Genomic DNA, 22,546 nt, shown 5'->3' on the forward strand with positions numbered 1-22,546 from the left:
CCTCAAAATCGGAAACTTTGCCGAGTTTGGAATTTAAGCATTATTCTTCATGTCCTTGACCAAATGTGTCGTGAAATATAAAATGGCCATTCCGCCCAAACCGATGCAAAGCCACATAAACCAAGATTGTTGCCAGAAGGATTTGTCTCGGGCATTTGTTTTTTTGGAAACGGCGTGTTTGATGTCGTAAATTTTGGCTTCGGGCAAGTCGTTGTTCATGCTGTCCTTGAAGTTTTTCAAATCATATTCAGGACTCCATAGTTTTGGATTTCCGGTTTGGACGGTGTATTTTTCATTGGCTTTCAAATCGGCGATTACGGCGACTTGATTTTGGAAAAATTGGATTTTATCCAAAGTCAAAGGTTGATTGTCCTGATTTTCTATTTCGATGAAGAACTCTTTTTCGAAAACTTGTGGAATCGTAAAGGTGTTTTTGGTGTCGGAATTTAATTCAAAATTCGAAAGGGTTTCTTGATACGCTCTAAGTTTATGTTTTCTTCGAACTGTTTTGTTGGTGTAAATTCGGGCGTTGCGTTGGAACAAATTAGGACTTGATATCTTGAAACTAATTTGGTTTACAATTTGTGGATTATTGAAAGCAACCTGAACTCGAGTTATTTTTGGAGACGAGAACTGCGTTATTTGAGTGCTTTTAGGCAAGATTTCCTCAACATCAGGATTGCTGGTCTTGTTGGAAAAAAAACCGATTTTCAAGACATTAATGGGCAATGTTTTCTTGTCGTTAAACTCTATTTTTAGATAGCGATAGGATGTAAGCGGTAATGGGATTGTTTTGAAAACACTGGTGTCTTCGCTGTTTTCGAGCCCATTTAACAATGAATTGTTGACCAATCCGAACCATTCTTTTTGGTCATTGCTACCGCTGATGCTGTAAGGTTTCGTGACATCGGAATTGGTTATGGACAGCACGATTTCGTCAATGGAAACTTTTGGGTTTTCAAAAATGATGGTCGTTTTGCTTTTTGGAACTACTGTTTTCGAAAGAATTTTGCATTCCGAAAAGCTGCTGGAAGTTGTTTCGCCATTCCCTTGAAGGATATAATAGGGAACTTCGATTCCTTTGGAATCCAATATACGGAAATCGCCCAATTCTTCTTTGGAGAAAGAGCGAATTTCGGTTGGCAATACTATTTTATGCAAGCCACTTTTCTTAATGTCGTCGATTTTTGCCGTCGTTTGGTGTTGCGCCAATAGGCTGCTTGCGGCAAGCATAATCACTAGAAATTTATTTGGTTTCATCAGTTTCCTTGGGTTTGTTGTCGTCTTGTACCAAGACTTTTATTTTTTGATACACAAATGAAATAATCAGGATTAGCACTCCCAACAAGATGAAGGCAATTATTTTTCCGGTTTCGGAAGCATTGCTGATGTCGAACAAAAATAATTTCAGGATGGTCATTCCCAATAACGACAAGGCTATTATTCGCAGGTTTTTGATGTGTTTTCGGATTCCGACAATCAGGAAAACAAAAGCGAGAATTCCCCAGAGAATTGGAAACCCTGTTTTTATGATTTGGGTTCTGGTTGCTTGAATTGAATCGGAAGCAAGTTGTTCCCTGATAAAAGTTGGTTCACTCAATTTATAAAGAGTACTCGATTGAATGTCTTGCGCCGTAACCGGCGAATTCGAAAATACCAATCCGTGGAGCATCAATTCGGTGCTGGCCAAATAAATAATGAAAAAGGCGGCAATCCAGATTACGATTTTCTTTTTGAATAGTTCGAAAACCGGATTTTCTTTGTTGATTTTGTATAATTGGTATCCAAAAAACAAGGTGATGAGCAGCGAAATATAGTGTAAATAAAATCCAATTCTTTGATGAACTCCCGTTGTGATGTATTGTTCGTGCTCATAAAACGCATAATTCGAGAAGGAAAACGCAAAGAGCACAATATTGACCACGGCTATTATCGAAGCCAGTTGGTAACGAATCGTTTTTTTGCTTTTGCACAATCCATAAAAAAGTGCGGCACTGAAAATTAAATGATATAAAACAGGCAACGTAATGGCAGAATTGGCGCCATTGACATTCGTGTTGGCCTGGAAACCCACTTCGAACAAGCCGACAAAATAACTGGTGATTATTCCAATACCCCTCAACGATTTTCGGTATTTTTTTGGATTGAAAATGAATCCAAATTGCTCCAGTTCTTCGTCTTCATTTTTCAATAAATAGTAAACGGCAAACAACGAAGCCACGGCAAAAATACCGGTCAAACAGATTTTGTTGAACACGATATTTAAAGTGGCCGTAGACATATAGATTTGGCTCCAATCCATCAGTAAACTCCCCATCATCAAAAAGTGGACGATAATCGAGGCAAATCGGTAATAGGTTATTTTTGATTTTTGCCCCAGCCACATCAGCATTACGGCTTCCGCCCCCCAAAACAGGGTGATGAAATTCCCTTCGAATTGTATCGGGATAGCCAAGGTGATGAAGGTAAGTGTCAAGCCCACCAAGAGGTAAACGGCAGTTTTGTCCAAGCCGAATTTTTTGTACAAGAACCAAGCGTAACCAAAGTTCAACAAACCTAAAGCGGCGGTAAATAATCCTTTGAGTTCGGGATGATATTGTTCCAAAACCAGCATTCCCGCACCATAAAAAAGGAAGGTGTTGCTGGCCAATATGCCTAATTCTATTGGAGAGAAAAGCCCTTTGGTTCTTAGATTGTTGATGATGTTGATGGCAATGAAAACCAGGTAAAATGCAAATCCGAAGCCCAATGCGCCAAGAAAATGCGGTGTTTTTTCATCAAGGTCTTTAAACAACCAAGCTCCAAATAAAATCACGGTAAAAAGATAGGACAAGATATTGATGATGCCCCATTTTTTATGATAGGCCAATGCCAGAATGCCGATGTTTAAAATAAGGATATAAGTAAACAATACCACATAATTTCCTTGTCCCGTGCTGACCATAAACGGAACGGCAAAACCACCAATCAGGGACAATACGGCGAGTTCTTTTCGGTCGTAAGAAAGCGAAATCAAGCAGCTAAAAATGGTAATGAGCACCATAATGATGAAAGCCGTGGTTTGTCCGAACAAATGATAACTGTGGAAAGCAATGCCAATAGTGAAATAGAAAACCGCAATCGCCCCGGCCACAAAAACGGAACTGAATGCTGCATATTTTTTTCGTAATTTATGGGCAACTCCCATAATCAATGCGCCGGAAAGCATGCCAATTCCCACACGAGCCGGTTCGTTGATCCAATCTTTGTCGATGGCATATTTCACGAAATAACTGATGCCCAAAACCAAGATTAAAATACCGATTTTGTTGATCAGGTTTTCGCCAATAAATTTCTCTAAATCGGGATTGTTTTCCCTGAAATTTTCCCAAAAAGTCTTGCTTGGTTCTTCACGGACGTAAACTTTGGGTTCAGGTTTTGGCTGCACTTTTGGTGCCGAAACATTGTCCATTGAAAAGACTATTTTTCCGGTTTTTTCTTCCGTTATTTCTTTTTCGACAGGAATGAAAATCAATGGTTCCGTTTTTTCGATAACCACGGAAGGTTTTAATTCTTCGGGAACCACTTTTGGTTTGGTTTCCTCGGGTACGACTATCGGTTTTTCCGGAAGTTTTTCGATTGTTTTTAAATCGTCTATTTTTTTATGCAATTCCTTGAATTTCTCGTCAATTTTGTCTTCTAGTCTATCTTCAATTTTGTCCAATTTTGAGTCTATGGCATTTTTGACATAGATTAAAAAAACAAAAAGCAACACCAACAAGAAAACTTCCATAGCAAGGTTTTTTAAGAATTAGGTTTTGTAAATATAATACTATTTAGGAATTAATAATGCTATTTTTCGGCAGGGCATTCACATTTAAAATTATCAGACACAGATTGCACCAATCAAGACCGATTTTCCGCAAGAACTACTCCTTTATTTCTTTGGTGTTTGCTGCGTTGGCTTGAACGTGAATGTCTCTTTGCGGAAACGGGATGACAATATTGTTGGCCTTAAATTTTTCGTCGATGCTGATAATCAAATCACTTTTGACATCGTTGCCATAATTGAAATGAGGCACCCAATATTTAATGACAAAATCAATGGAGCTATCATTGAACTGGGTTGCCCAAATCATGGGTTCTGGTAGTTTCAAAATTAATGGGTGGTCTTCCAATATTTCACGGAGAATTGATCTGGCAAATTTCAAATCGGTTCCATAAGCCACACTTACAGGGATTTCATAACGTCTTTTTGAACTTCCCATCGTCCAGTTGGTCAGGTTTTTGCTCAGTAAATCGCCGTTCGGGATGATGATGTCGGCACCGTCCCAGGTGGTGACCACACTGCTTCGGATTCCGATGGATTTCATGGTGCCTGTTTGTGTTCCAATTTCAATGATGTCGTCCAGATTGACGGGTTTTTCAAAGGCGATGATTAATCCGCTAATCAGGTTGTTGACCAAAGCTTGCAAGCCAAAACCAATACCAACTCCCAAAGCGCCAATAATAACCGTTAATCGATCCGTTGGAACTCCTGCAATTGCAAATGCGAAAGATATTCCTATGCTAATAATAGTAATTCTCACTAACAAAATCCAACTTCCCACGCTGGTTTTTTCTTCGGTGATATTGGCCACTTTATTTTCTGAAGCCAGAAAAGACACTATTTTTGAAATAAAAACCGATGCCACTATAACAAAAAAGAAAACCAAAATGCTTTGGTAAGAATAAGTAAATGATCCAATTTTTTGTTCTTCGTAAAAAGATTGAACAAAAGGGTCGATGAAATTTTGGAAAGAATAAGAATTTCTGTTTATGACAATAATCCAAGAAAATAAAAACATAAAATATATGGTTTTTGTAATTTTATGATTTTCCTGGGAAACAATGTTTATTTCTTTTTTGGTGTCGGATTCGATTATTTGATTGGTAAAATTTAATATGTCGTTAGTTAATTGGAACGTATAAATGGTCAAATAGCCAATTAGAATGGTTGTAATTCCAATAGAGACCAGTATTTTACTTAAATTGTAGTTTCCATAAATCATGAAGAATACGCCTGAAATTTCAAACGCCAACATTGTTATGACAATCCACAAAGTGGGCGTGTTGAACACTTTTTGTTTGCTATAAATTCGGTACAATCCATAAGAAATTGCCGCAATTCCTATGCCCATAATGGCGAAGGTTTCGAACAATGTTTGAACTAAAATTAGATTGTCAATTGTTACCAAGAAAATCAAGACCAAATAAATCAACCATGTTTTTAAAGGCAGTGTCGATTTGGTTTCTCTTATCAGGATAGTGATTGCAATGGAAGCAATTGTCCAAAGTACGGCACTAAAAATGAATGGAGGCGACGGAATAAAAAGTTGGCCTATGGTAATGGTTATGAGGATGGCCGTTGATAAAGGACGCCTGAATATTTGTACGGAATATTTAAAATCATTGTAAATGTTGGCTTTTTTGTATTTTCTTTTCAATATTTTTAGATAAATAAAAACTCCCAAAATGCATAAAAAAAGTAATTTTATGATGAAAGAATTATTCACCACATAAAACCTCAATACATAATATCCTTTTTTGAATGATTGTTTGAGTTCTCTCAAAAATGATTTTTCTTTAATGTCTTTTGCGTCAAAAATGGAAATTTTTCTTGAAAAAAGACTGTCGGCTTCTATTTTTCTTAATAAATCAACTTTTACAATATCTAAATTTAAATTATTTTTGAATATGTCTCCTTTAATTTCTAGGGTTTGTATGCTGTCAATGGCATTTTTAAGACTATTGTTGGTTTTGTCAATATCTTTTGTCAAGAAAAGCAATCGCTGGAAGTAATTATTTATGGCTATAGAATCTTTAGGAAGCAGGTAGAGTGCTTTGTCCGAAGCCAAAGAATCTATTCTTTTTTGGATGTCGCTTAATGCTTTGTTGTTGCTTTTTATCTTATTGATTTGATTATTGGTCCTATCTACTAATTCATTCAACAGTAGTGAAGTAGTCGTTAAATCTCGAGTAGTTTGTCTTTTATTCTTGTTTTTGGTAATGCCGTCCACTGCAAAATCTTTCCATTTAACCAGTAAATTGATTTCTTTTGTAAAACCTTTGTAATCAAAACCTCGTTCGAGAATATTTTTGGCTTTTTGGATTTCGAAATTAATTAAGCTAAATGCATTATTTTGAGTTCTAATGGTTTGATTGTTTTCGAAATTTGTTTTGCTGTTCCTCATTCTGTTCAAAACAAGATTCTCAATCACAATCTTCATAGGGACAGGCTTTATGATACCGTCCTTTTTTTCGACAGGAATTATGTTTTGTCCCAAAGCAAAGTTACTGGAGCAAATGAACAATGCCAGCAAGACTATTTTAAGAGAATGTTTTATTACCGAATGATTGAGGGTAGTTTTGTTCATAGTAAAAAATCTAGAATCAAGGGTTGCAAATTTTTTATAAATATAAAAAAGGGGAATGGTAAGTGTTTTTTAGAAAGCTAGCTGCTTTTGCTTGGCAATGTTCAGGAATTTGAATTTACCAGCAATGATTTTTTTATCCACTTTGGGTGCTACTGTAGGATTGGAGGGGTATTTTTTTCCATTCCAAGTCATTTTGGCGAGACTGCCATCCCTGTTTTGGATGTAGATGTTTGCGTATCCTTTGGTCACTTCTTTGCCGCCGGTATCGCCAACATATATTGGGTCGTTTACCACGGTCATCCGGGTGTTCAACTTGAAGTTTTTGTCTAAAATTAATACCGTGCAACCACCAGAACCACACCAATCGCCGCCAATTAATTCCACTAAATATTCGTCTTTTCCATCATTATTCAAATCTACGGCGTTGTAAATAAAATGTCTGCTGGTTTCTGATGCATTGTCATAATTGGTCTTTAAAAAAGAAATAATGGCATCAGAAACCGATTTGGTTTGTGCAAAACCAATAGTGGTTCCTAAAAAGAAACCGAATACAGTAATAAATGATTTTTTCATAAGTACTAGGTTTGTAGTTTAATATTCAATGATTTTATCTATCACAAAAACTCTCGAATTTTCACCCTCTTTGAGTTTGTATTGAATCTGGCGCATTTTGCCCGTCGGATTACTGTTGGTGTCTTGAGGATTATAAGTTGGGAAACGTTGGCACAAGGAATTTTCCACGATGGCAAATTCGTCGTGTCCCATATAGCCTTTGTTGGCTTTGGGATTGTCCGCGATATTTGGCATATAAATTTCGCTCATTGATTTGCCGTTGTTCACGGAATATCCAATGACGGTTCCATAACTGCCACTTCCATCCGATGTTATATAAACCAGCACTTCGGGAAAACCATCCCTATTCAGGTCTCCAATTTCGGCATTGGTAATGATTCCTTCAATCTGTTTGACGATTTTGGTGTTGTCATTGGCAAGACCCGAAGGTTGAATGCTTAATTGTTTGCCCGTTAGATTAATATCGAAAGAAATGTTGTTCAGGGAAAGTTTTCTGGAAAACTTTGGTTTTGCCAATTTGGTGTCGGATGGAATAGTTGGAGTATCCTTTTTTGAAGCACCGTCATTGGTCGTGGTTTTCTTTAAACTATTTTTGCAACCGGCTATTGTCAAGATTATTGCTATGGCAATGGCCTGTTTTTTATAATTATTCATAAGATGCTGGTTTCAAGTTATAAAAATAGGAAAACTAAGCCGATTAATAATTAATGCTTTTTGTTTTTTTTTGGTTATGATTTAAAATTATTTCATATTTCGAAAATAGTTTTGCATAAGCCAAAAATAGTTATATATTTGCACCCGATTTCGGGGTGTAGCGTAGCTCGGTTATCGCGCCTGCTTTGGGAGCAGGAGGCCGCAGGTTCGAATCCTGCCACCCCGACAACTTAGTTGTCAATTCCTATCAAAAGGCTGTAAATTGTATGATTTACAGCCTTTTTTATTTTTTGTAATTTTACAAAAGCCCAGATTGTGGATCCTTTTTTTGTAACTTACCAAAAAAAAAGATTCATGTTGAATGTCATTTATTTTTCAACTTTCGTAATTGGCATAAATTCCCATATTTAAAAATCACGACCCAAACTGACAATGTGTGAATTATGTAACTTTTTTTCAAAGTTATATAAGTTTTTTCAAGGTGAATCTTGCGACTTTTACATCAACTGTTTTTAAAAATAAAATAATTTGAAATTATATATCAAATATATGGTCAGCAACCGCTGCAAAATGGCGGTAAAAGAGGAGCTAAGGAACCTTGGCCTGCACTTTATCGTTGTTGATTTAGGCGAAGTCGAAATTATGGAAACCATCTCGATGGCGCAACGCGAGGTGCTTAAAGCTAATTTGCTTCATTCGGGACTCGAATTGATGGATGACAAAAAAGCAATGCTTATTGAAAAAATCAAGAATGTAATTATCGAAATGGTACATCATTCAGACGAAATTATCAAGGTCAATTTCTCGGATTATTTAAGCGAAAAAATGAATCACGACTATACGTATTTGTCGAATTTGTTTTCGGAAGTGCAAGGAACGACGATTGAGCATTTCATCATTTCCCACAAAACCGAGCGCATCAAAGAATTGATAATTTACGGTGAACACAATATCACCGAAATCGCTTGGAAAATGGGTTATAGCAGTGTGGCGCATTTGTCGAGCCAGTTCAAGAAAGTAACAGGTCTTTCGCCTTCCCATTTCAAACAGATGAAGGATAAGAGACGCAGTCCATTAGAAGAAATTGGAAATACAAAACTCATAAATTAATTTTTGTAACAGTATTATGAAAACTGTATTAGAAAATAAAACAAAACTTTTTTATATTGTCTCCATCATACTGTTAATTACAGTTTTGGTGGTTTTCTATACTAACAGTCAAAAAGAAATAGCTTCGAGCAAAAAATTGTTACATACTCAGGAAGTCATTAACAAGAGTAATGAAGTCCTATTGGATGTACTCAATATCGAAACTGGATTTAGGGGTTATTTATTATCTGGAAATACTGTTTTTTTAGAGCCTTATGATCGGTCTAAAACGAAAGTGTTTGCCAATTTAGACACATTGGATATTCTCACCGAAGGCAATCCAAATCAGCAAAATAGCATCAGTTTATTGAAAAAAAAGGTAACGGATCGGCTGATTTTCACTGAGAAGTTTCTAAAAGCCAAGAGTCCTAATTTATTAAGTAATTCCGAAAAAATTGGGGTAATTGAAGAAGGAAAAATTATTACCGACAAAATTAGAATAGCAAAAAGCTCAGTAACTAACGAAGAATACAAACTACTTAAGTATCGAAAAATTGAAAACGAAAAGGACTATCATTTTTCTGAATTAATCTTTTTTTTACTTCTTGTCTTTTTGGTTACCATTTTTATTCTTGGGTATCTTATTATAAAAAATCAAAAAGACAAAAACAATGCATTAGAAAACTATACATCTGACCAGAAATCAGCTTCTCGATATGCCCTTAGTCTTATTGAAGCCAGTCTGGATCCATTGGTTACCATTAGTGTAAAAGGGAAAATTATGGATATGAATCAGGCAACGGTAAATGTTACGGGTGTATCTCGTGAGCAACTAATAGGATCTGATTTTTTCGATTATTTTACAGATCAACAAAGCGCACGTGAAGTTTATCAGGAAGTGTTTGAAAAAGGTTCGGTTGCTGATTTACCGCTTACGATTTGCCATAAAGACGGAAAATTGACCGATGTTTTATTCAATGGTTCTGTGTATAAAGATGAAAATGGTAATATTTTGGGTGTCGTGATTGTAGCTAGAGACATTGCAGAACAAAAATGGGCCTTGGATTTACAAATCGCCAACAAAGAATTGGCTTATCAAAACAATGAAAAGGAAAAACGTGCTAATGAGTTGGGTATTGCCAATGAAGAATTAGCCTTTCAAAACCAAGAAAAAGAAAAAAGATCAAACGAGTTAGGAATCGCCAATGTGGAATTAGCTTTTCAAAACGAAGAAAAGGAAAAACGGGCAAACGAGTTGGGCATAGCCAATAAGGAATTGGCTTTTCAAAACAAAGAAAAGGAAAAACGGGCAAACGAGTTGGGCATAGCCAATAAGGAATTGGCTTTTCAAAACGAAGAAAAGGAAAAACGGGCAAACGAGTTGGGCATAGCCAATAAGGAATTGGCCTATCAAAACGAAGAAAAAGAAAATCGCGCAGCAGAATTAGTTATTGCCAACAAAGAGCTTGTTTTTCAAAACAAAGAAAAAATAAAAAGAGCTGATGAATTAGTCATTGCCGACATAGAGCTTGACTTTCAGAACAAAGAAAAAGAAAAGCGTGAAATTGCCAATAAAGAACTCGAAGCACTTAGTTATTCCGCCAAATTAGCCTCGCAATATTCTTTGAGTTTAATTGAAGCCAGCCGTGATCCATTGGTGACTATAAACATCCAAGGCAAAATTACGGACATGAATGAAGCAACGGTAAATATTACCGGAATGAAGCGGGAAGAACTTATCGACTCGGACTTTTTCGATTATTTCACTGACCAACAAAAAGCACGTGAAGTCTATCAAGAAGTGTTTAAAAAAGGATCTGTTGCCGATGCACCGCTTACGCTCCGAAATGTAAATGGCAAATTGACCGATGTGTTGTTCAACGGCTCGGTATATAAAGACGACAATGGAAATGTACTGGGAGTCGTTATTGTCGCCCGGGATGTTACCGACCAAAAAAGGATTGCAACCGAATTGATCGAAGCCAGAATATTTGCTGAATTGGCCACCGAAATTGCCGAAGAAGAAAAAAGAAATGCCCAAGCTGCCACGCTAACTGCCGAGAATGCCGTAAAAGCAAAACAGCAATTTTTATCGAATATGAGCCACGAAATTCGCACACCGATGAATGCCATCATCGGATTTACCAAAGTGGTGCTGAAAACCGATTTGACCGCCAAACAAAAAGAATATTTATCGGCCATAAAAATGAGTGGTGATGCATTAATAGTGCTTATCAACGACATTCTGGATTTGGCAAAAGTAGATGCAGGAAAAATGACATTTGAGCAAATTCCGTTTAAATTATCGGCATCTATTTCGGCAATGCTGCATGTGTTTGAAACCAAAATCCAGGAAAAAAACTTGGAATTAGTCACGGAATATGACGCCAATATTCCAAAAGTATTGCTCGGGGATCCCGTTCGGTTGCATCAAATTATTTTAAACTTGGTCAGCAATGCAATTAAATTTACCTCAAAGGGAAAAATTACGGTTAGCGTTCTTTTGATTAAAGAAGATGAAGAAAGTGCCACGGTTGAATTTTCCATTGCCGATACGGGAATTGGAATAGAAGAAGATAAAATCGATACTATTTTTGACGATTTTCAGCAAGCCACCAGCGGAACTTCAAGATTGTATGGGGGAACCGGATTAGGGTTGGCCATCGTAAAACAATTGGTAGAGCCACAAGGCGGAACTGTTAGCGTGAAAAGTAAAATTAAAGAAGGTTCTACTTTTAGTTTTATATTGACTTTTATAAAAACAAATATTGATGCTGAACTGGAAACCGAAATGGTAGAAAAGAAAATCGAAGTTGAGGGCATAAAAGTATTGGTGGTTGAAGACATGCCGCTTAACCAATTATTGATGAAGACCCTTTTGGATGATTTTGGTTTTGAACGCGATATTGCCGAAAACGGAAAAATAGCCGTCGAAAAACTCGAAAAAGAAGCTTACGACATCATTTTAATGGATTTGCAAATGCCCATCATGAACGGGTTTGAAGCAACAGAATATATCAGAAATACAATGAACTTGGACATTCCTATTATTGCTTTAACAGCCGATGTCACCACGGTTGATTTGGCAAAATGCAAAGCCGTGGGAATGAACGATTATATTGCAAAACCTGTTGATGAACGCATATTGTACAGCAAAATTGTTGGCTTGGTAAAAAAACCAAGTCTTCCAAAAGTTGTTGAAACGGATGGAATTGACAAAGACAAGAAACTAAACAAAAGTGTAAAAATGAAATGCACCAATTTAGATTATTTGAAAATCCGGACAAAATCAAATCCTAAATTGATGATGGAAATGATTTCGATCTATATGGAACAAACACCGCCATTGATCGATGCAATGAAACAAAGCATTCTGGACAAAGATTGGGATTTATTGGGGGCTGCCGTACACAAAATCATTCCGTCTTTCTCCATAATGGGGATGAGTCCAGAGTTGGAAAATATGGCAAAAGAAATACAGGAAGCTGCAAAAACAAATCAATTTACGGAGAAAACGGCCCAAATGGTTGTCCAGTTAGAAACCATTTGTAAACAAGCTTGTGAAGAATTGGAAATAGAATTTAATTTAATAAAAATACTTAATCGTGAAAAATGAAAATAAAATAAAACTGTTCTTGGTAGATGATGACGCCCTGTTTCTAAAATCCCTGGAAATAGAATTTACGGAACATGCAGATTTTGACATTGAAACCTATGCAACAGGGGAACTTTGCATAGCACATTTATCACATAATCCAGATGTGGTCATTTTGGACTATCAACTCGACGGTATCGACAAAACGGCGATGAACGGAATAGAAACATTGGATAAAATTAAAGCTTTCAATCCAGACATTCCCGTGTTGATGCTGTCTTCGCAAGACAAAATTGAGGTAGCTGTTAGATGTATGCACCACAAGGCTTTTGATTATGTGGTAAAAAGTGAAACTGCTTTTATGCGTTTGCAAAAAATTATCACGACCATTTTTCAATACAAAAAAATAGAAAAAGAACTCAGTTGGTATATGGACAGAATGTAATTATTTCAATCGTGTTCCGACTTTTTTTTAGCCTCAAACGATGCCATTTTCTTCAGAAATGGCATCGTTTTTTTACTTCCTGTTCATTAAAAAAATAAGTGAATGATATAAACTTTATGCAAAATTGTGTAATAGATTTTAGGACAAACTTGGACAACTTTGTATTGTCAAGATTGATCAATATCAATTAAAAAGGAGTGTCCCAATCTAGTCGACTTTGCATAATAACAAACCATTAAAATTAAACATCATGAATTTAAAAAGAATTTTTGGAGCCTTGCTCACAGCCCTTGGAATAGGTGGTCTTATCTATACTGCCGTAGTTTTTTCCGACACTTCGGGTGGTACAAAAGACATAAAAGAGCTTATTATTTACGGCATACTAGGGATCGTGTTTTTCGTTTCCGGTATTAGCCTTGTCCGCACCACAAAAGACGAATCATAGAATAACATCGTTAAAAAAAAAGAATATGTATTGCATCTCCAATAATTCATCAATTTTTAAGTCAGGATTCAAAACCAAAATTGGCCTTGTAGTGCTAGTTGCATTACTGGCATTGGGATGCAATAAAAAAAAATCATCAGAATCAAGTATTTACACCACGCAAAATTATTCTGATTTGGCACTTGATGAAACTGCCCTGAATGCCTATTTCAAAGCATTTCCAGATAGTGACACCATTAAAAAAGAAGTGTATCAATTTTATAAAAGCAGGGAATATCAATTTGCCTGGTTCAATAAAAAAGGCATGACAGCGGCTGTTCCAATTTTCTACAACAAAGTACAAAATTACGGCACTGATTTTAATGACGAAAGTTTCAAAAATATTCCCTTGGATTCCTTGATTACCTTGATTTCAAGCGATGAAAAATCTTCAGTTGTAAAAGAAAGCCGGGTCAGGGAATTGGAGTTGTTGCTTACCGCCACTTTTTTCAAGTATTCCAAAAAAGTTTATGGCGGAATTTCGAAAAAGCCACACGAACTGGATTGGTATATTCCTCGAAAAAAGAAAAATTATCAGGCTTTACTAGATTCATTGGTGGTTTTAAACAAAGGAGAAAGCATTTCGGAACCGGTTAATCAATATTACGTTAGATTAAAAACAAAACTCAGGGAATACCGCGGAATTGCCCAAAAAGGAGGTTTTCCCACTGTCGTTACCACGAAAAAACTTTTGGCAATTACAGAAAGTGATTCGTGTTTATTGGCAGTAAAGCAATATTTATTCCTGACGGGAGATTTAAAGGACAATGACAAGACCATTGTTTTTACAAATCAGTTGGCCACGGCAGTTACCAGTTTTCAACATCGAATGGGTTTAGTGGAAAACGGAAAGATAAACACTCAAACCCTAGCCGAATTAAACAAATCGGTCGATTTTAGGATCAGGCAAATAATGCTGAATTTAGAGCGATTGCGTTGGGTTCCAGTCGAGATGGAAAAAGAATATTTGCTCGTCAATATTCCGGAATATAAACTGCACGTGATTGAGGACGACAAATTAGTATGGACGACCAATGTCGTGGTGGGAAAAGACGTGAAACAAACCACAATTTTCAAAGGAAATATTTCACGAATCATGCTTAATCCGTATTGGAATATTCCAAACAGCATCATAAGAAATGAAATAATTCCCAATATCAAAAAGAATTCCAATTATTTAGCCAAAAATAATATGGAAGTGCTCTCGGGTAATAAAGTCATAAATCCCTCAACCATCAACTGGGACAAGTATGAAGGAAATGTTCCTTTCATCATCCGGCAAAAACCAGGGAAGGAAAATGCGTTAGGAAAAATGAAGTTTTTATTCCCGAATAATTACGACATTTATCTACACGACACTCCTTCTAAAGGACTTTTTAGCGCATCAAAAAGGGCTTTCAGTCACGGTTGCATTCGGGTTGAAAATCCCAATAAATTGCTGATGTACCTCCTTCGAAAAGATAAAAATTGGAATCAAGAAAGGGTAGACACGATTTTAAAAACCGATAAAGAATTTGGTATTCAAATTAAACCAACAGTTCCTGTATACATTGTTTATTTTACTTCATGGGTCGACAATAAGGGACAACTGAATTTCAGAAATGATATTTATAATTTAGATCAGCAACTGTCAAATGAAATTTTTGGAGAATAATTTTTTTTGGTTTTTGTTTTGGGGCTGTCTTTTTGGGACAGCCCCTTTTTTTTGAGCAATTTTTGAACAAGTTTCTTTTGCTGCAAAGAGTGTGAATGATATAACTTTTCTCAAAAGTAGTATAACTTCTTTGGCTTTATTAGATGGATATTTGTAATTCATTAGTATTAAGTTAATTACTGAATTTAAGTTATGATACAAGTAAAAAAAGTTGGAATTATACTCGAAAAAACAAGCCTTCTTTTTGAAAATGAAGGCGTATTAAATCCTGCTGCCATTAGGGAAGGAGATTTTGTCCATGTGTTTTATAGGGCAGTAAGCGAAGGAAATCATTCCAGTGTTGGTTACTGTAGGTTATTCGGTCCCCTAGAAGTAGAATACAGGATGAACGTTCCTTTGATTGTTCCTGAATTTGAGTATGAAAAACACGGCATTGAAGATCCCAGAATCGTAAAAATTGAAGATTTGTATTATCTCACTTACACGGCTTATGATGGCGTAAACGCATTGGGCGCATTGGCAACTTCCAGGGATTTAATTCATTTTGACAAAAAAGGAATTATTGTACCCAAAATTACTTACGAAGATTTCAATCGGCTTGCAGAAATAAAAGATTTTATAGACGAAAAATATTATCGCTTCAATCAACACAATCATATTATTGAAAAAGAGGGATTGAAAATGTTGCTTTGGGACAAAGACGTCATTTTCTTTCCAAGAAAAATCAATGGCAAGTTATGTTTCCTTCATCGCATTCGTCCCGAAATACAAATTGTGGTTAAACTCGATTCATTGGAAGATTTGACCAAAGAATTTTGGCAAAAATATTTAATCAATTTTAATGATAACATTGTTTTGGCGCCAAAATATGATGAAGGCATTAGTTACATCGGAGGTGGTTGTCCACCAATAGAAACCGAATTCGGCTGGCTTGTCATCTACCATAGAGTCATTACTTCCATAGAGGGCTATGTATATTCGGCTTGTGCGGCTTTATTGGATATTGAAAATCCAGAAGTTGAAATTGCCAGATTGGGTTATGATTTATTCAAACCCGAGGAAATTTGGGAATTGAAAGGGGAGGTAAACAATGTGTGTTTCCCGACTGGAGCGGCTGTTTTTGATGATGTTTTATATATCTATTATGGTGCTGCCGACGAAAGAATTGCTTGCGCATCAATGAGCTTGTCTGAATTATTGAATGATTTAATGCTAAATAAAAAAATAAAATGAGAACCAAACCATCCATCAAACGCAGTCACATCGTTTCGACAAAAAAACGTCTTCAAATTAGTTCTTACAATGAATTGAATTTTCAAAGAACCAAAATCAAGTTGGCCGAGATTTTATTTGTCACCACTTTTCCACCACGAGAATGCGGGATTGCCACTTATTCCCAAGATTTAATTTTAGCATTAAACAATAAATTCAAAAAATCGTTCGTCCTAAAAATTGCAGCTTTAGAATTGCAAAACGAAAAGCATGATTATAAGGAATATATATATGCGGTTTTAGAAACGGATAATCCTGGTTCGTATATAAAATTAGCTGAAAACATCAATAAAAACACGGCTATCGAAATAGTCTTGATTCAACACGAATTTGGCTTGTTCAGGACCAATGAAGCCGATTTTATTTCCTTTTTAAAATCGATTCATAAGCCCAAAATTGTTGTTTGCCACACCGTGTTGCCCCGTCCTGACGAAAAATTCAAAAAACAGGTTCAGGAAATCAACGATTCAGTTGATGCTTTTGTCGTGATGACCAATAATTCTGCAAGAATATTGGAAAATGATTATCAAGTTTTGCAGGAAAAAATTACGGTCATTCCGCACGGAACGCACTTAGTGGAACATTCAAACAAGGAAGTTCTCAAAGAAAAATACAAATTAACGGGACGAAAAATCATTTCAACTTTTGGGTTGTTGAGTTCCGGAAAATCCATTGAAACTTCCATAGACGCTTTGCAAACCATTGTTAAAAAAGAGCCTGAAGTGCTGTTTCTTGTCATTGGAAAGACGCATCCAACGGTTTTTAAAAATGAAGGCGAAAAATATAGAAATTCGCTGGAAGCCAAGATTGTTGCCTTGAAATTACAAAATAATGTGAAATTCATCAATAAATATCTGCCATTAGAGGAACTATTGGAGTATTTGCAACTAACGGATATTTACCTTTTTACATCAAAGGACAGGAACCCAGCCGTGAGCGGAACTTTTTCCTATGCCATAAGTTGCGGTTGTCCCATTATTTCCACTCCAATTCCCCACGCAGTTGAAGTGTTGCAAAACGGAACGGGCATCATTATCGATTTTGAAAGTCCGAAGCAATTGGCCGAACAAGTTGTCCTTTTGCTGAAAAATGAAAAATTACGCAAAAGCATTGCTGCAAATGGCATTCATAAATTAGCACCAACTGCCTGGGAAAACTCGGCCATTGCACACGCTACATTATTTGAAAAAATGGGGAGTAAAAGAATCATTTTACGATATAGAACACCGGAAATTAACCTCAATCATTTCAAAAACCTGACCACCGATTTTGGAATGATCCAGTTTTCAATAATCAATCAGCCCAATTTGGATTCTGGTTATACAATAGACGACAATGCGCGGGCTTTGGTGGCCATGTGCCAGCATTATGAATTGACAAACGATGAAGCCGATTTAGAATACATTAATAGGTATTTCAATTTCATAAAATTCTGTTATCAACCTGACGGAAGTTTCTTGAATTATGTAGATGAAAACAAAGAATTTACCAAACAAAACAGCGAAAACCTGGACGATGCAAACGGAAGAACTATTTGGGCATTGGGTTACCTCAATTCGATAGCCCATTTATTGCCGGCAGAGCTAAGCAATAACGCAGAGTTGTTGATGCACAAGGCTTTGAAAAAAGTTCGTAAGATTGATTCTACCAGAGCAATGGCCTTTATTATAAAAGGAATTTATTACAGTGATTTGAACAAGAGTTCTATTCAAAATAAATCTTTGATACAACATTTTGCCAACAAGTTGGTGCAGATGTACAAACACGAAGCAAAAGACAATTGGCCATGGTTCGAGAGTTATCTTACTTATGCCAACAGTATTTTGCCCGAAGCCATGTTGTGTGCTTATTTGATAACAGACGAGACTATTTACAAGGACATTGCAAAAAAATCTTTTGATTTCCTGTTGTCTAAAATATACAGAAACAACGGAATAAAAGTAATTTCAAACAAAGGTTGGTTTACCAATGGCGAAGAAGTAGACCATGAAAAAGTAGGTGGAGAGCAGCCTATAGATGTTGCTTATACCATTCTTGCCCTGAGTAAATTTTACACTGTTTTCAAGGAAGAAAAGTATTTGCATAAAATGGAAATTGGCTTTAGCTGGTTTCTAGGGAAAAATCATTTAAACCAAATCATCTACAATCCTTGCACGGGAGGTTGCTATGACGGCCTGGAGGACAAGTACGTCAATTTGAATCAAGGTGCCGAATCGACGGTTAGTTATTTGATGGCAAGACTTACCATGGAAAAATATTTCAACCAGAAAGACAAAAAGAGTACTGAAAAAATGACTTTCCATAAAAAAGCAATTAAAATCCAGAATCAAGAGAGATAATTATAAATGATATAAAAAGTAGGAATTTTGTAATTTTTTTTAAAAGTTGTGTAACAATTTAACCCTTGGTTTTTTAGAGTTTTACAGTATGGAATTAATGGAAATTGAATTCTAAATAAAAGATAATCAATGTTGTTTAGTCAAGAGAAGAAAAACCTCACCGCAAAACAAAAATTGTTGGTACTAACAAATGACATTGATCATTTTAGAAGCATTTTAAAAAATAAATAAAAATAATATGACACCAAAAATTGGGATTACCGAAGATCATTTGAAGGCGGCAAACGCATTGCTTTCTGTTGTTTTATCAGATGAAATGACATTGTATGTCAAAACCAGAAAATTCCATTGGAATGTGACGGGCCAAAGTTTTATGGAATTGCATAAATTACTTGAAGCGCAATACGTTGAAATAGAAGTTATTATTGATGAGGTTGCAGAACGTATCGGCAAATTGGGAGGTAAAACAATTGGAACGATGAACGAGTTTTCATCCCTTTCTCGAATTGTGGAACATCCAAATCAATATCCAGTCCAAAAAACGATGCTCACAGAATTATTGTCAGATCATGAAATTCTAATTGCTGAATTAAGAAAAGACATTGATATCAGTGCTAATGACAATCACGATGCGGGAACCGCTGATTTGCTGACGGGAATCTTGCAGCAACACGAAACTAATGCTTGGATTTTAAGAAGGTATTTGAGTTAATTGGCAATAAAATTTAGTTTAATTTTTTTGGGTTAGAGGCTGTCTTTTTAGACAGCCTCTTTCTTTTGCAAGAAATTGAACTTTGTAAAACGAAAAAGGATAGTGTGAATATTACAATTTTTTGCAAAAGTTTTATAACACTTTTTAGAATGAATAGGCGCAATTTTATACCTCTGAAATTGGGGTTTTTATTGTTGGATTAAATGCCTGTGCAAGACAAAAAAAAAGACCAAAAACGATTTTAAAAAAACAAATTATTTTGACTATATATCTAAAAAATGTTTTTAACGAAGCGGGCGACATAACCCAATTCGCCTTGAGGTTTTTCAGGGAACTTTTCAAGCCTACTTTTCAATTGAGGGAATTCAGCAGGCAATGTTTTGCCGTTGGATTCAAAACCCTGCCCTTAATAACCATCACTGGATTTATAATGGGTTTGGTGTTGACTATTCAATCCCGGCCCACATTGTTGAAATTCGGTGCCGAATCTTGGTTGCCCAGCATGGTTTCCTTGTCCATAATCAGGGAAATTGCCCCGGTAATTACCGCCTTGATTTGTGCCGGAAAAATAGCTTCGGGAATTGGTGCCGAATTGGGTTCGATGAAAGTCACGGAACAAATAGACGCCATGGAAGTTTCGGCCATTAATCCGTATAAATATTTGGTGGTTACCCGAATTTTGGCAACCACGTTTATGGTACCTCTTTTGGTGATTTATGCTGATTTTATTGGGATTTATGGCGGATATGTAGGCTACAACATTCATGGAAACATGACCTTGTTTCGCTACTTCTCCGAAGTGTTGGAACATATTGAATTTTTGGATTTATTGCCGGCTTTTATCAAGACTTTTTTCTTCGGTTTTTTCATTGGATTAATAGGTTCTTATAAGGGTTTCAATGCCTCAAACGGAACGGCAAGCGTAGGGATTGCAGCAAATGAAGCAGTGGTTTCGGCCTCGCTTTCCATCTTTATTATCGATATGTTGGCCGTTCAATTAACCGATTTATTTTTTTAAATTATGGAAACACCCCCTGTAATAGCCATCGAGAACCTGTATAAAACTTTTGGAAAAAATGAAATTCTAAAAGGAATCAATCTCACGGTCAGCAAAGGCGAAGGTTTGGTCATTCTGGGTCGTTCCGGTTCGGGAAAATCCGTTACCATCAAATGTTTGGTTGGATTGGTAAAAGCCGACAAAGGGAACATCAAAATTTTCGATACGGAGATTAGCTCGTTGAAAGACTACGAACTCAATGATGTACGGATTCGCATTGGTTTCATGTTTCAGAATGGTGCCTTGTACGACTCGATGTCGGTAAGACAAAACTTGACATTTACATTAAAACACCATACTCGAAATTTAGCCGAAGAAGTAATTGAGGCTAAAATTATCGAAGCACTGGAAAGTGTTGGACTAAAAGAAGCCATAGACAAAATGCCTTCGGAATTGTCTGGCGGAATGGAAAAAAGAATTGCATTGGCCAGAGCCATTATCATCAAGCCCGAGATTATTTTGTATGACGAACCCACTTCGGGTTTGGATACCATTACCTCCAGGGAAATCAGTGAATTAATGATGTCTGTCCAGGAAAAACACAAAACAACCTCCATCATAATTACCCACGATATGGCTTGCGCCAAAGCAACCGGCTATAGAATTTTGATTCTGAAAGACGGAATCATTAATGCCGAGGGTAGTTATGAAGCATTGGAAAAAAGCAAGGACGAATGGGTGCGTTCCTTTTTTATTTAATTAAATAAAACTAAAAATGAAGAAAGATATCGGGTCAAATTGGAAATTGGGAATGTTTGTAATCGTTGGACTAATACTGTTTGTCTTTACAATTTATTTTGTTGGCAAACAGCAAAACATGTTTGGAGACAGCTTTCACGTAAAATCACGATTTAAAACCGTCAGTGGTCTTAAGGTGGGAAACAATGTGCGTTTTTCAGGAATAAATGTAGGTACGGTAAGCGAAATCGAATTGATAACAGACTCCACCGTAGTCGTGGATTTAGTCATAGAAAAAGATGTCCAAAAATACATTAAGACAGATGCCATGGCAAGCATTGGTTCCGATGGATTGATGGGGGACAAAGTGATGACTATTTCGCCAGGATCTTCGTCCAATAAAATCATCAAAGACAACGCTTTTATTGCTTCAAAAAGTCCACTAGAAATAGAAGACTTGATGAAAAGCGTGAAAAAAAGTGTCGATAATATTGAGGTCATTACGGCTCAATTAGCTTTATTTACCTACAATATGAATCATGGAAAAGGGATGTTGTCGAAATTAATGAATGACGAAGAATTTGCCGGAACACTAGATGCCACTATGTCGAATTTGAAAAAGAGTTCAAAAGGATTGAGCGAAAATATGGAAGCCGCCAAACATAATTTTCTGTTGAAAGGCTATTTCAACAAAAAAGAAAAAGCCGAAGCCAAGAAAAAGGAAGAGTTGGCAAAACAAGAAGAAGCAAAGAAAAAATAAATTAAAATGAAAACAAGAGCTACAGGAATAGTCATTATTGTAATCGGGATAATGATGACCGTTTACACCGGATTTAATTATGTAACCACAGAAAAAGTAGTTGACTTGGGTCCCATCGAGATAAACAAGAAAGAAAATCATCCTTTGCAATGGAAACCTGTTTTGGGAATGTTAATCGTTGCAGTGGGAGGCATCCTCGTTATTAAAGCTGGTAGAACTAAAAGTGAATAAAGGCGCTTTAGGTGATTTGTAAATTCAATATGTGAATTATGCAACTTTACGCTAAAGTTGTGTAACACTTTCGTTACGAATGCTCTTCATCTTTGTAAAGTCGGAAAAATTCATTTTCGATAAAACAAAATATAAAATGACAGCAACTAAAGCAGTTCAAAATCAGGATGTTTTAACCGATAATCAAGATTTTATTGGTGTTTTTGCCAGCAATGCAAAATGTCGTCTTGAAGTGGCAATGTCTTATAATGAAATCAACAATCATCAAGAGCAAAAATATTACAATAAAAGTAAAGGATGTTCTGTAAAGGCTCAAGAAGACAATCTATTCGATTATAAATCTTGGTTAAAAAAGAAACATCATTGCAATAACGGATAAAACGTTTATTATGAAAACCGAAAAAGAACTCGACATCGCCATTCTCCAAATTACGATGAAAATAAAAGAACACTACCCAGAATTGTCAAAATATATTCTAGAGATGCCCGTCACGATTCCGAATGCGGAAAAGCCAAAAATGAACCGTGAACTATTACAAGATTACTATAATTCATTGGAAGTTTTAGTAAAGGACTATGTCAAAAACAAACATATCTCAACAAAATAA

Annotated in this window: 19 protein-coding genes and 1 tRNA gene; 15 read left to right on the forward strand and 5 right to left on the reverse strand. The window is 36.1% G+C overall.

The window, feature by feature from the left end; all coding sequences use genetic code 11:
• Window positions 1-33: 33 nt before the first annotated feature.
• The 5 genes from OZP13_RS00755 to OZP13_RS00775 form a co-directional block, all read right to left on the reverse strand.
• On the reverse strand, window positions 34-1,260 hold the full coding sequence (locus OZP13_RS00755; RefSeq protein WP_281298312.1) for a hypothetical protein: 1,227 nt from the start codon (window positions 1,258-1,260) through the stop codon (window positions 34-36).
• Window positions 1,247-3,772 carry a DUF2339 domain-containing protein gene (locus OZP13_RS00760; protein ID WP_281298313.1) on the reverse strand — a complete coding sequence of 842 codons (2,526 nt, stop codon included), beginning with the start codon at window positions 3,770-3,772 and terminating at the stop codon, window positions 1,247-1,249. The genes OZP13_RS00755 and OZP13_RS00760 overlap by 14 nt, the downstream gene beginning before the upstream one ends.
• Before the next feature lie 136 nt (window positions 3,773-3,908).
• Window positions 3,909-6,395, reverse strand: a complete 2,487-nt coding sequence (locus OZP13_RS00765; protein WP_281298314.1) for a mechanosensitive ion channel family protein — start codon at window positions 6,393-6,395, stop codon at window positions 3,909-3,911.
• 69 nt (window positions 6,396-6,464) lie between these two features.
• Entirely contained in the window at window positions 6,465-6,968 is a 504-nt protein-coding gene (locus OZP13_RS00770) for a hypothetical protein (protein WP_269241814.1), read from the reverse strand.
• Between the two features lie 18 nt (window positions 6,969-6,986).
• Window positions 6,987-7,622 carry a PliI family lysozyme inhibitor of I-type lysozyme gene (locus OZP13_RS00775; RefSeq protein ID WP_269241815.1) on the reverse strand — a complete coding sequence of 212 codons (636 nt, stop codon included), beginning with the start codon at window positions 7,620-7,622 and terminating at the stop codon, window positions 6,987-6,989.
• 151 nt (window positions 7,623-7,773) lie between these two features.
• Here OZP13_RS00775 and OZP13_RS00780 point away from each other — a divergent pair.
• From OZP13_RS00780 to OZP13_RS00850, 15 genes are all read left to right on the forward strand, one after another.
• Window positions 7,774-7,848 (forward strand) — tRNA-Pro (locus tag OZP13_RS00780).
• A gap of 323 nt (window positions 7,849-8,171) precedes the next feature.
• Window positions 8,172-8,732 (forward strand): helix-turn-helix domain-containing protein, encoded by a 561-nt coding sequence (locus tag OZP13_RS00785; protein ID WP_269243560.1) that lies wholly within the window; start codon window positions 8,172-8,174, stop codon window positions 8,730-8,732.
• A gap of 16 nt (window positions 8,733-8,748) precedes the next feature.
• Window positions 8,749-12,327 carry a PAS domain S-box protein gene (locus OZP13_RS00790; protein ID WP_281298315.1) on the forward strand — a complete coding sequence of 1,193 codons (3,579 nt, stop codon included), beginning with the start codon at window positions 8,749-8,751 and terminating at the stop codon, window positions 12,325-12,327.
• Entirely contained in the window at window positions 12,317-12,751 is a 435-nt protein-coding gene (locus tag OZP13_RS00795; protein WP_281298316.1) for a response regulator, read from the forward strand. Before OZP13_RS00790 ends, OZP13_RS00795 begins: the two co-directional genes overlap by 11 nt.
• Window positions 12,752-13,001: 250 nt before the next feature.
• Window positions 13,002-13,196, forward strand: coding sequence for a hypothetical protein (locus OZP13_RS00800; RefSeq protein WP_281298317.1), 195 nt, complete (start codon window positions 13,002-13,004; stop codon window positions 13,194-13,196).
• A gap of 25 nt (window positions 13,197-13,221) precedes the next feature.
• On the forward strand, window positions 13,222-14,889 hold the full coding sequence (locus OZP13_RS00805) for a L,D-transpeptidase family protein (protein WP_281298318.1): 1,668 nt from the start codon (window positions 13,222-13,224) through the stop codon (window positions 14,887-14,889).
• Between the two features lie 192 nt (window positions 14,890-15,081).
• Window positions 15,082-16,122: a glycoside hydrolase family 130 protein gene (locus OZP13_RS00810; protein WP_281298319.1), complete on the forward strand. Its 1,041-nt coding sequence runs from the start codon at window positions 15,082-15,084 to the stop codon at window positions 16,120-16,122.
• The gene (locus OZP13_RS00815; protein ID WP_281298320.1) at window positions 16,119-18,500 is read left to right on the forward strand and encodes a glycosyltransferase; all 2,382 of its coding nucleotides are present in this window, start codon (window positions 16,119-16,121) and stop codon (window positions 18,498-18,500) included. The genes OZP13_RS00810 and OZP13_RS00815 overlap by 4 nt, the downstream gene beginning before the upstream one ends.
• A 238-nt stretch (window positions 18,501-18,738) precedes the next feature.
• The gene (locus OZP13_RS00820) at window positions 18,739-19,212 is read left to right on the forward strand and encodes a Dps family protein (protein WP_281298321.1); all 474 of its coding nucleotides are present in this window, start codon (window positions 18,739-18,741) and stop codon (window positions 19,210-19,212) included.
• Between the two features lie 259 nt (window positions 19,213-19,471).
• Window positions 19,472-20,230 carry an MlaE family ABC transporter permease gene (locus tag OZP13_RS00825; protein ID WP_281298322.1) on the forward strand — a complete coding sequence of 253 codons (759 nt, stop codon included), beginning with the start codon at window positions 19,472-19,474 and terminating at the stop codon, window positions 20,228-20,230.
• A gap of 3 nt (window positions 20,231-20,233) precedes the next feature.
• The gene (locus OZP13_RS00830) at window positions 20,234-20,968 is read left to right on the forward strand and encodes an ABC transporter ATP-binding protein (RefSeq protein ID WP_281298323.1); all 735 of its coding nucleotides are present in this window, start codon (window positions 20,234-20,236) and stop codon (window positions 20,966-20,968) included.
• A 16-nt stretch (window positions 20,969-20,984) separates the two neighbouring features.
• Window positions 20,985-21,707: an MlaD family protein gene (locus OZP13_RS00835; RefSeq protein ID WP_281298324.1), complete on the forward strand. Its 723-nt coding sequence runs from the start codon at window positions 20,985-20,987 to the stop codon at window positions 21,705-21,707.
• A gap of 6 nt (window positions 21,708-21,713) precedes the next feature.
• Window positions 21,714-21,938, forward strand: coding sequence for a hypothetical protein (locus OZP13_RS00840; RefSeq protein ID WP_281298325.1), 225 nt, complete (start codon window positions 21,714-21,716; stop codon window positions 21,936-21,938).
• A 136-nt stretch (window positions 21,939-22,074) separates the two neighbouring features.
• Window positions 22,075-22,317, forward strand: a complete 243-nt coding sequence (locus OZP13_RS00845; protein WP_269241832.1) for a hypothetical protein — start codon at window positions 22,075-22,077, stop codon at window positions 22,315-22,317.
• A gap of 10 nt (window positions 22,318-22,327) precedes the next feature.
• Window positions 22,328-22,546 carry a hypothetical protein gene (locus OZP13_RS00850; protein WP_269241833.1) on the forward strand — a complete coding sequence of 73 codons (219 nt, stop codon included), beginning with the start codon at window positions 22,328-22,330 and terminating at the stop codon, window positions 22,544-22,546.

This window comes from Flavobacterium limnophilum, from assembly GCF_027111315.2.
Lineage (GTDB): Bacteria > Bacteroidota > Bacteroidia > Flavobacteriales > Flavobacteriaceae > Flavobacterium > Flavobacterium limnophilum.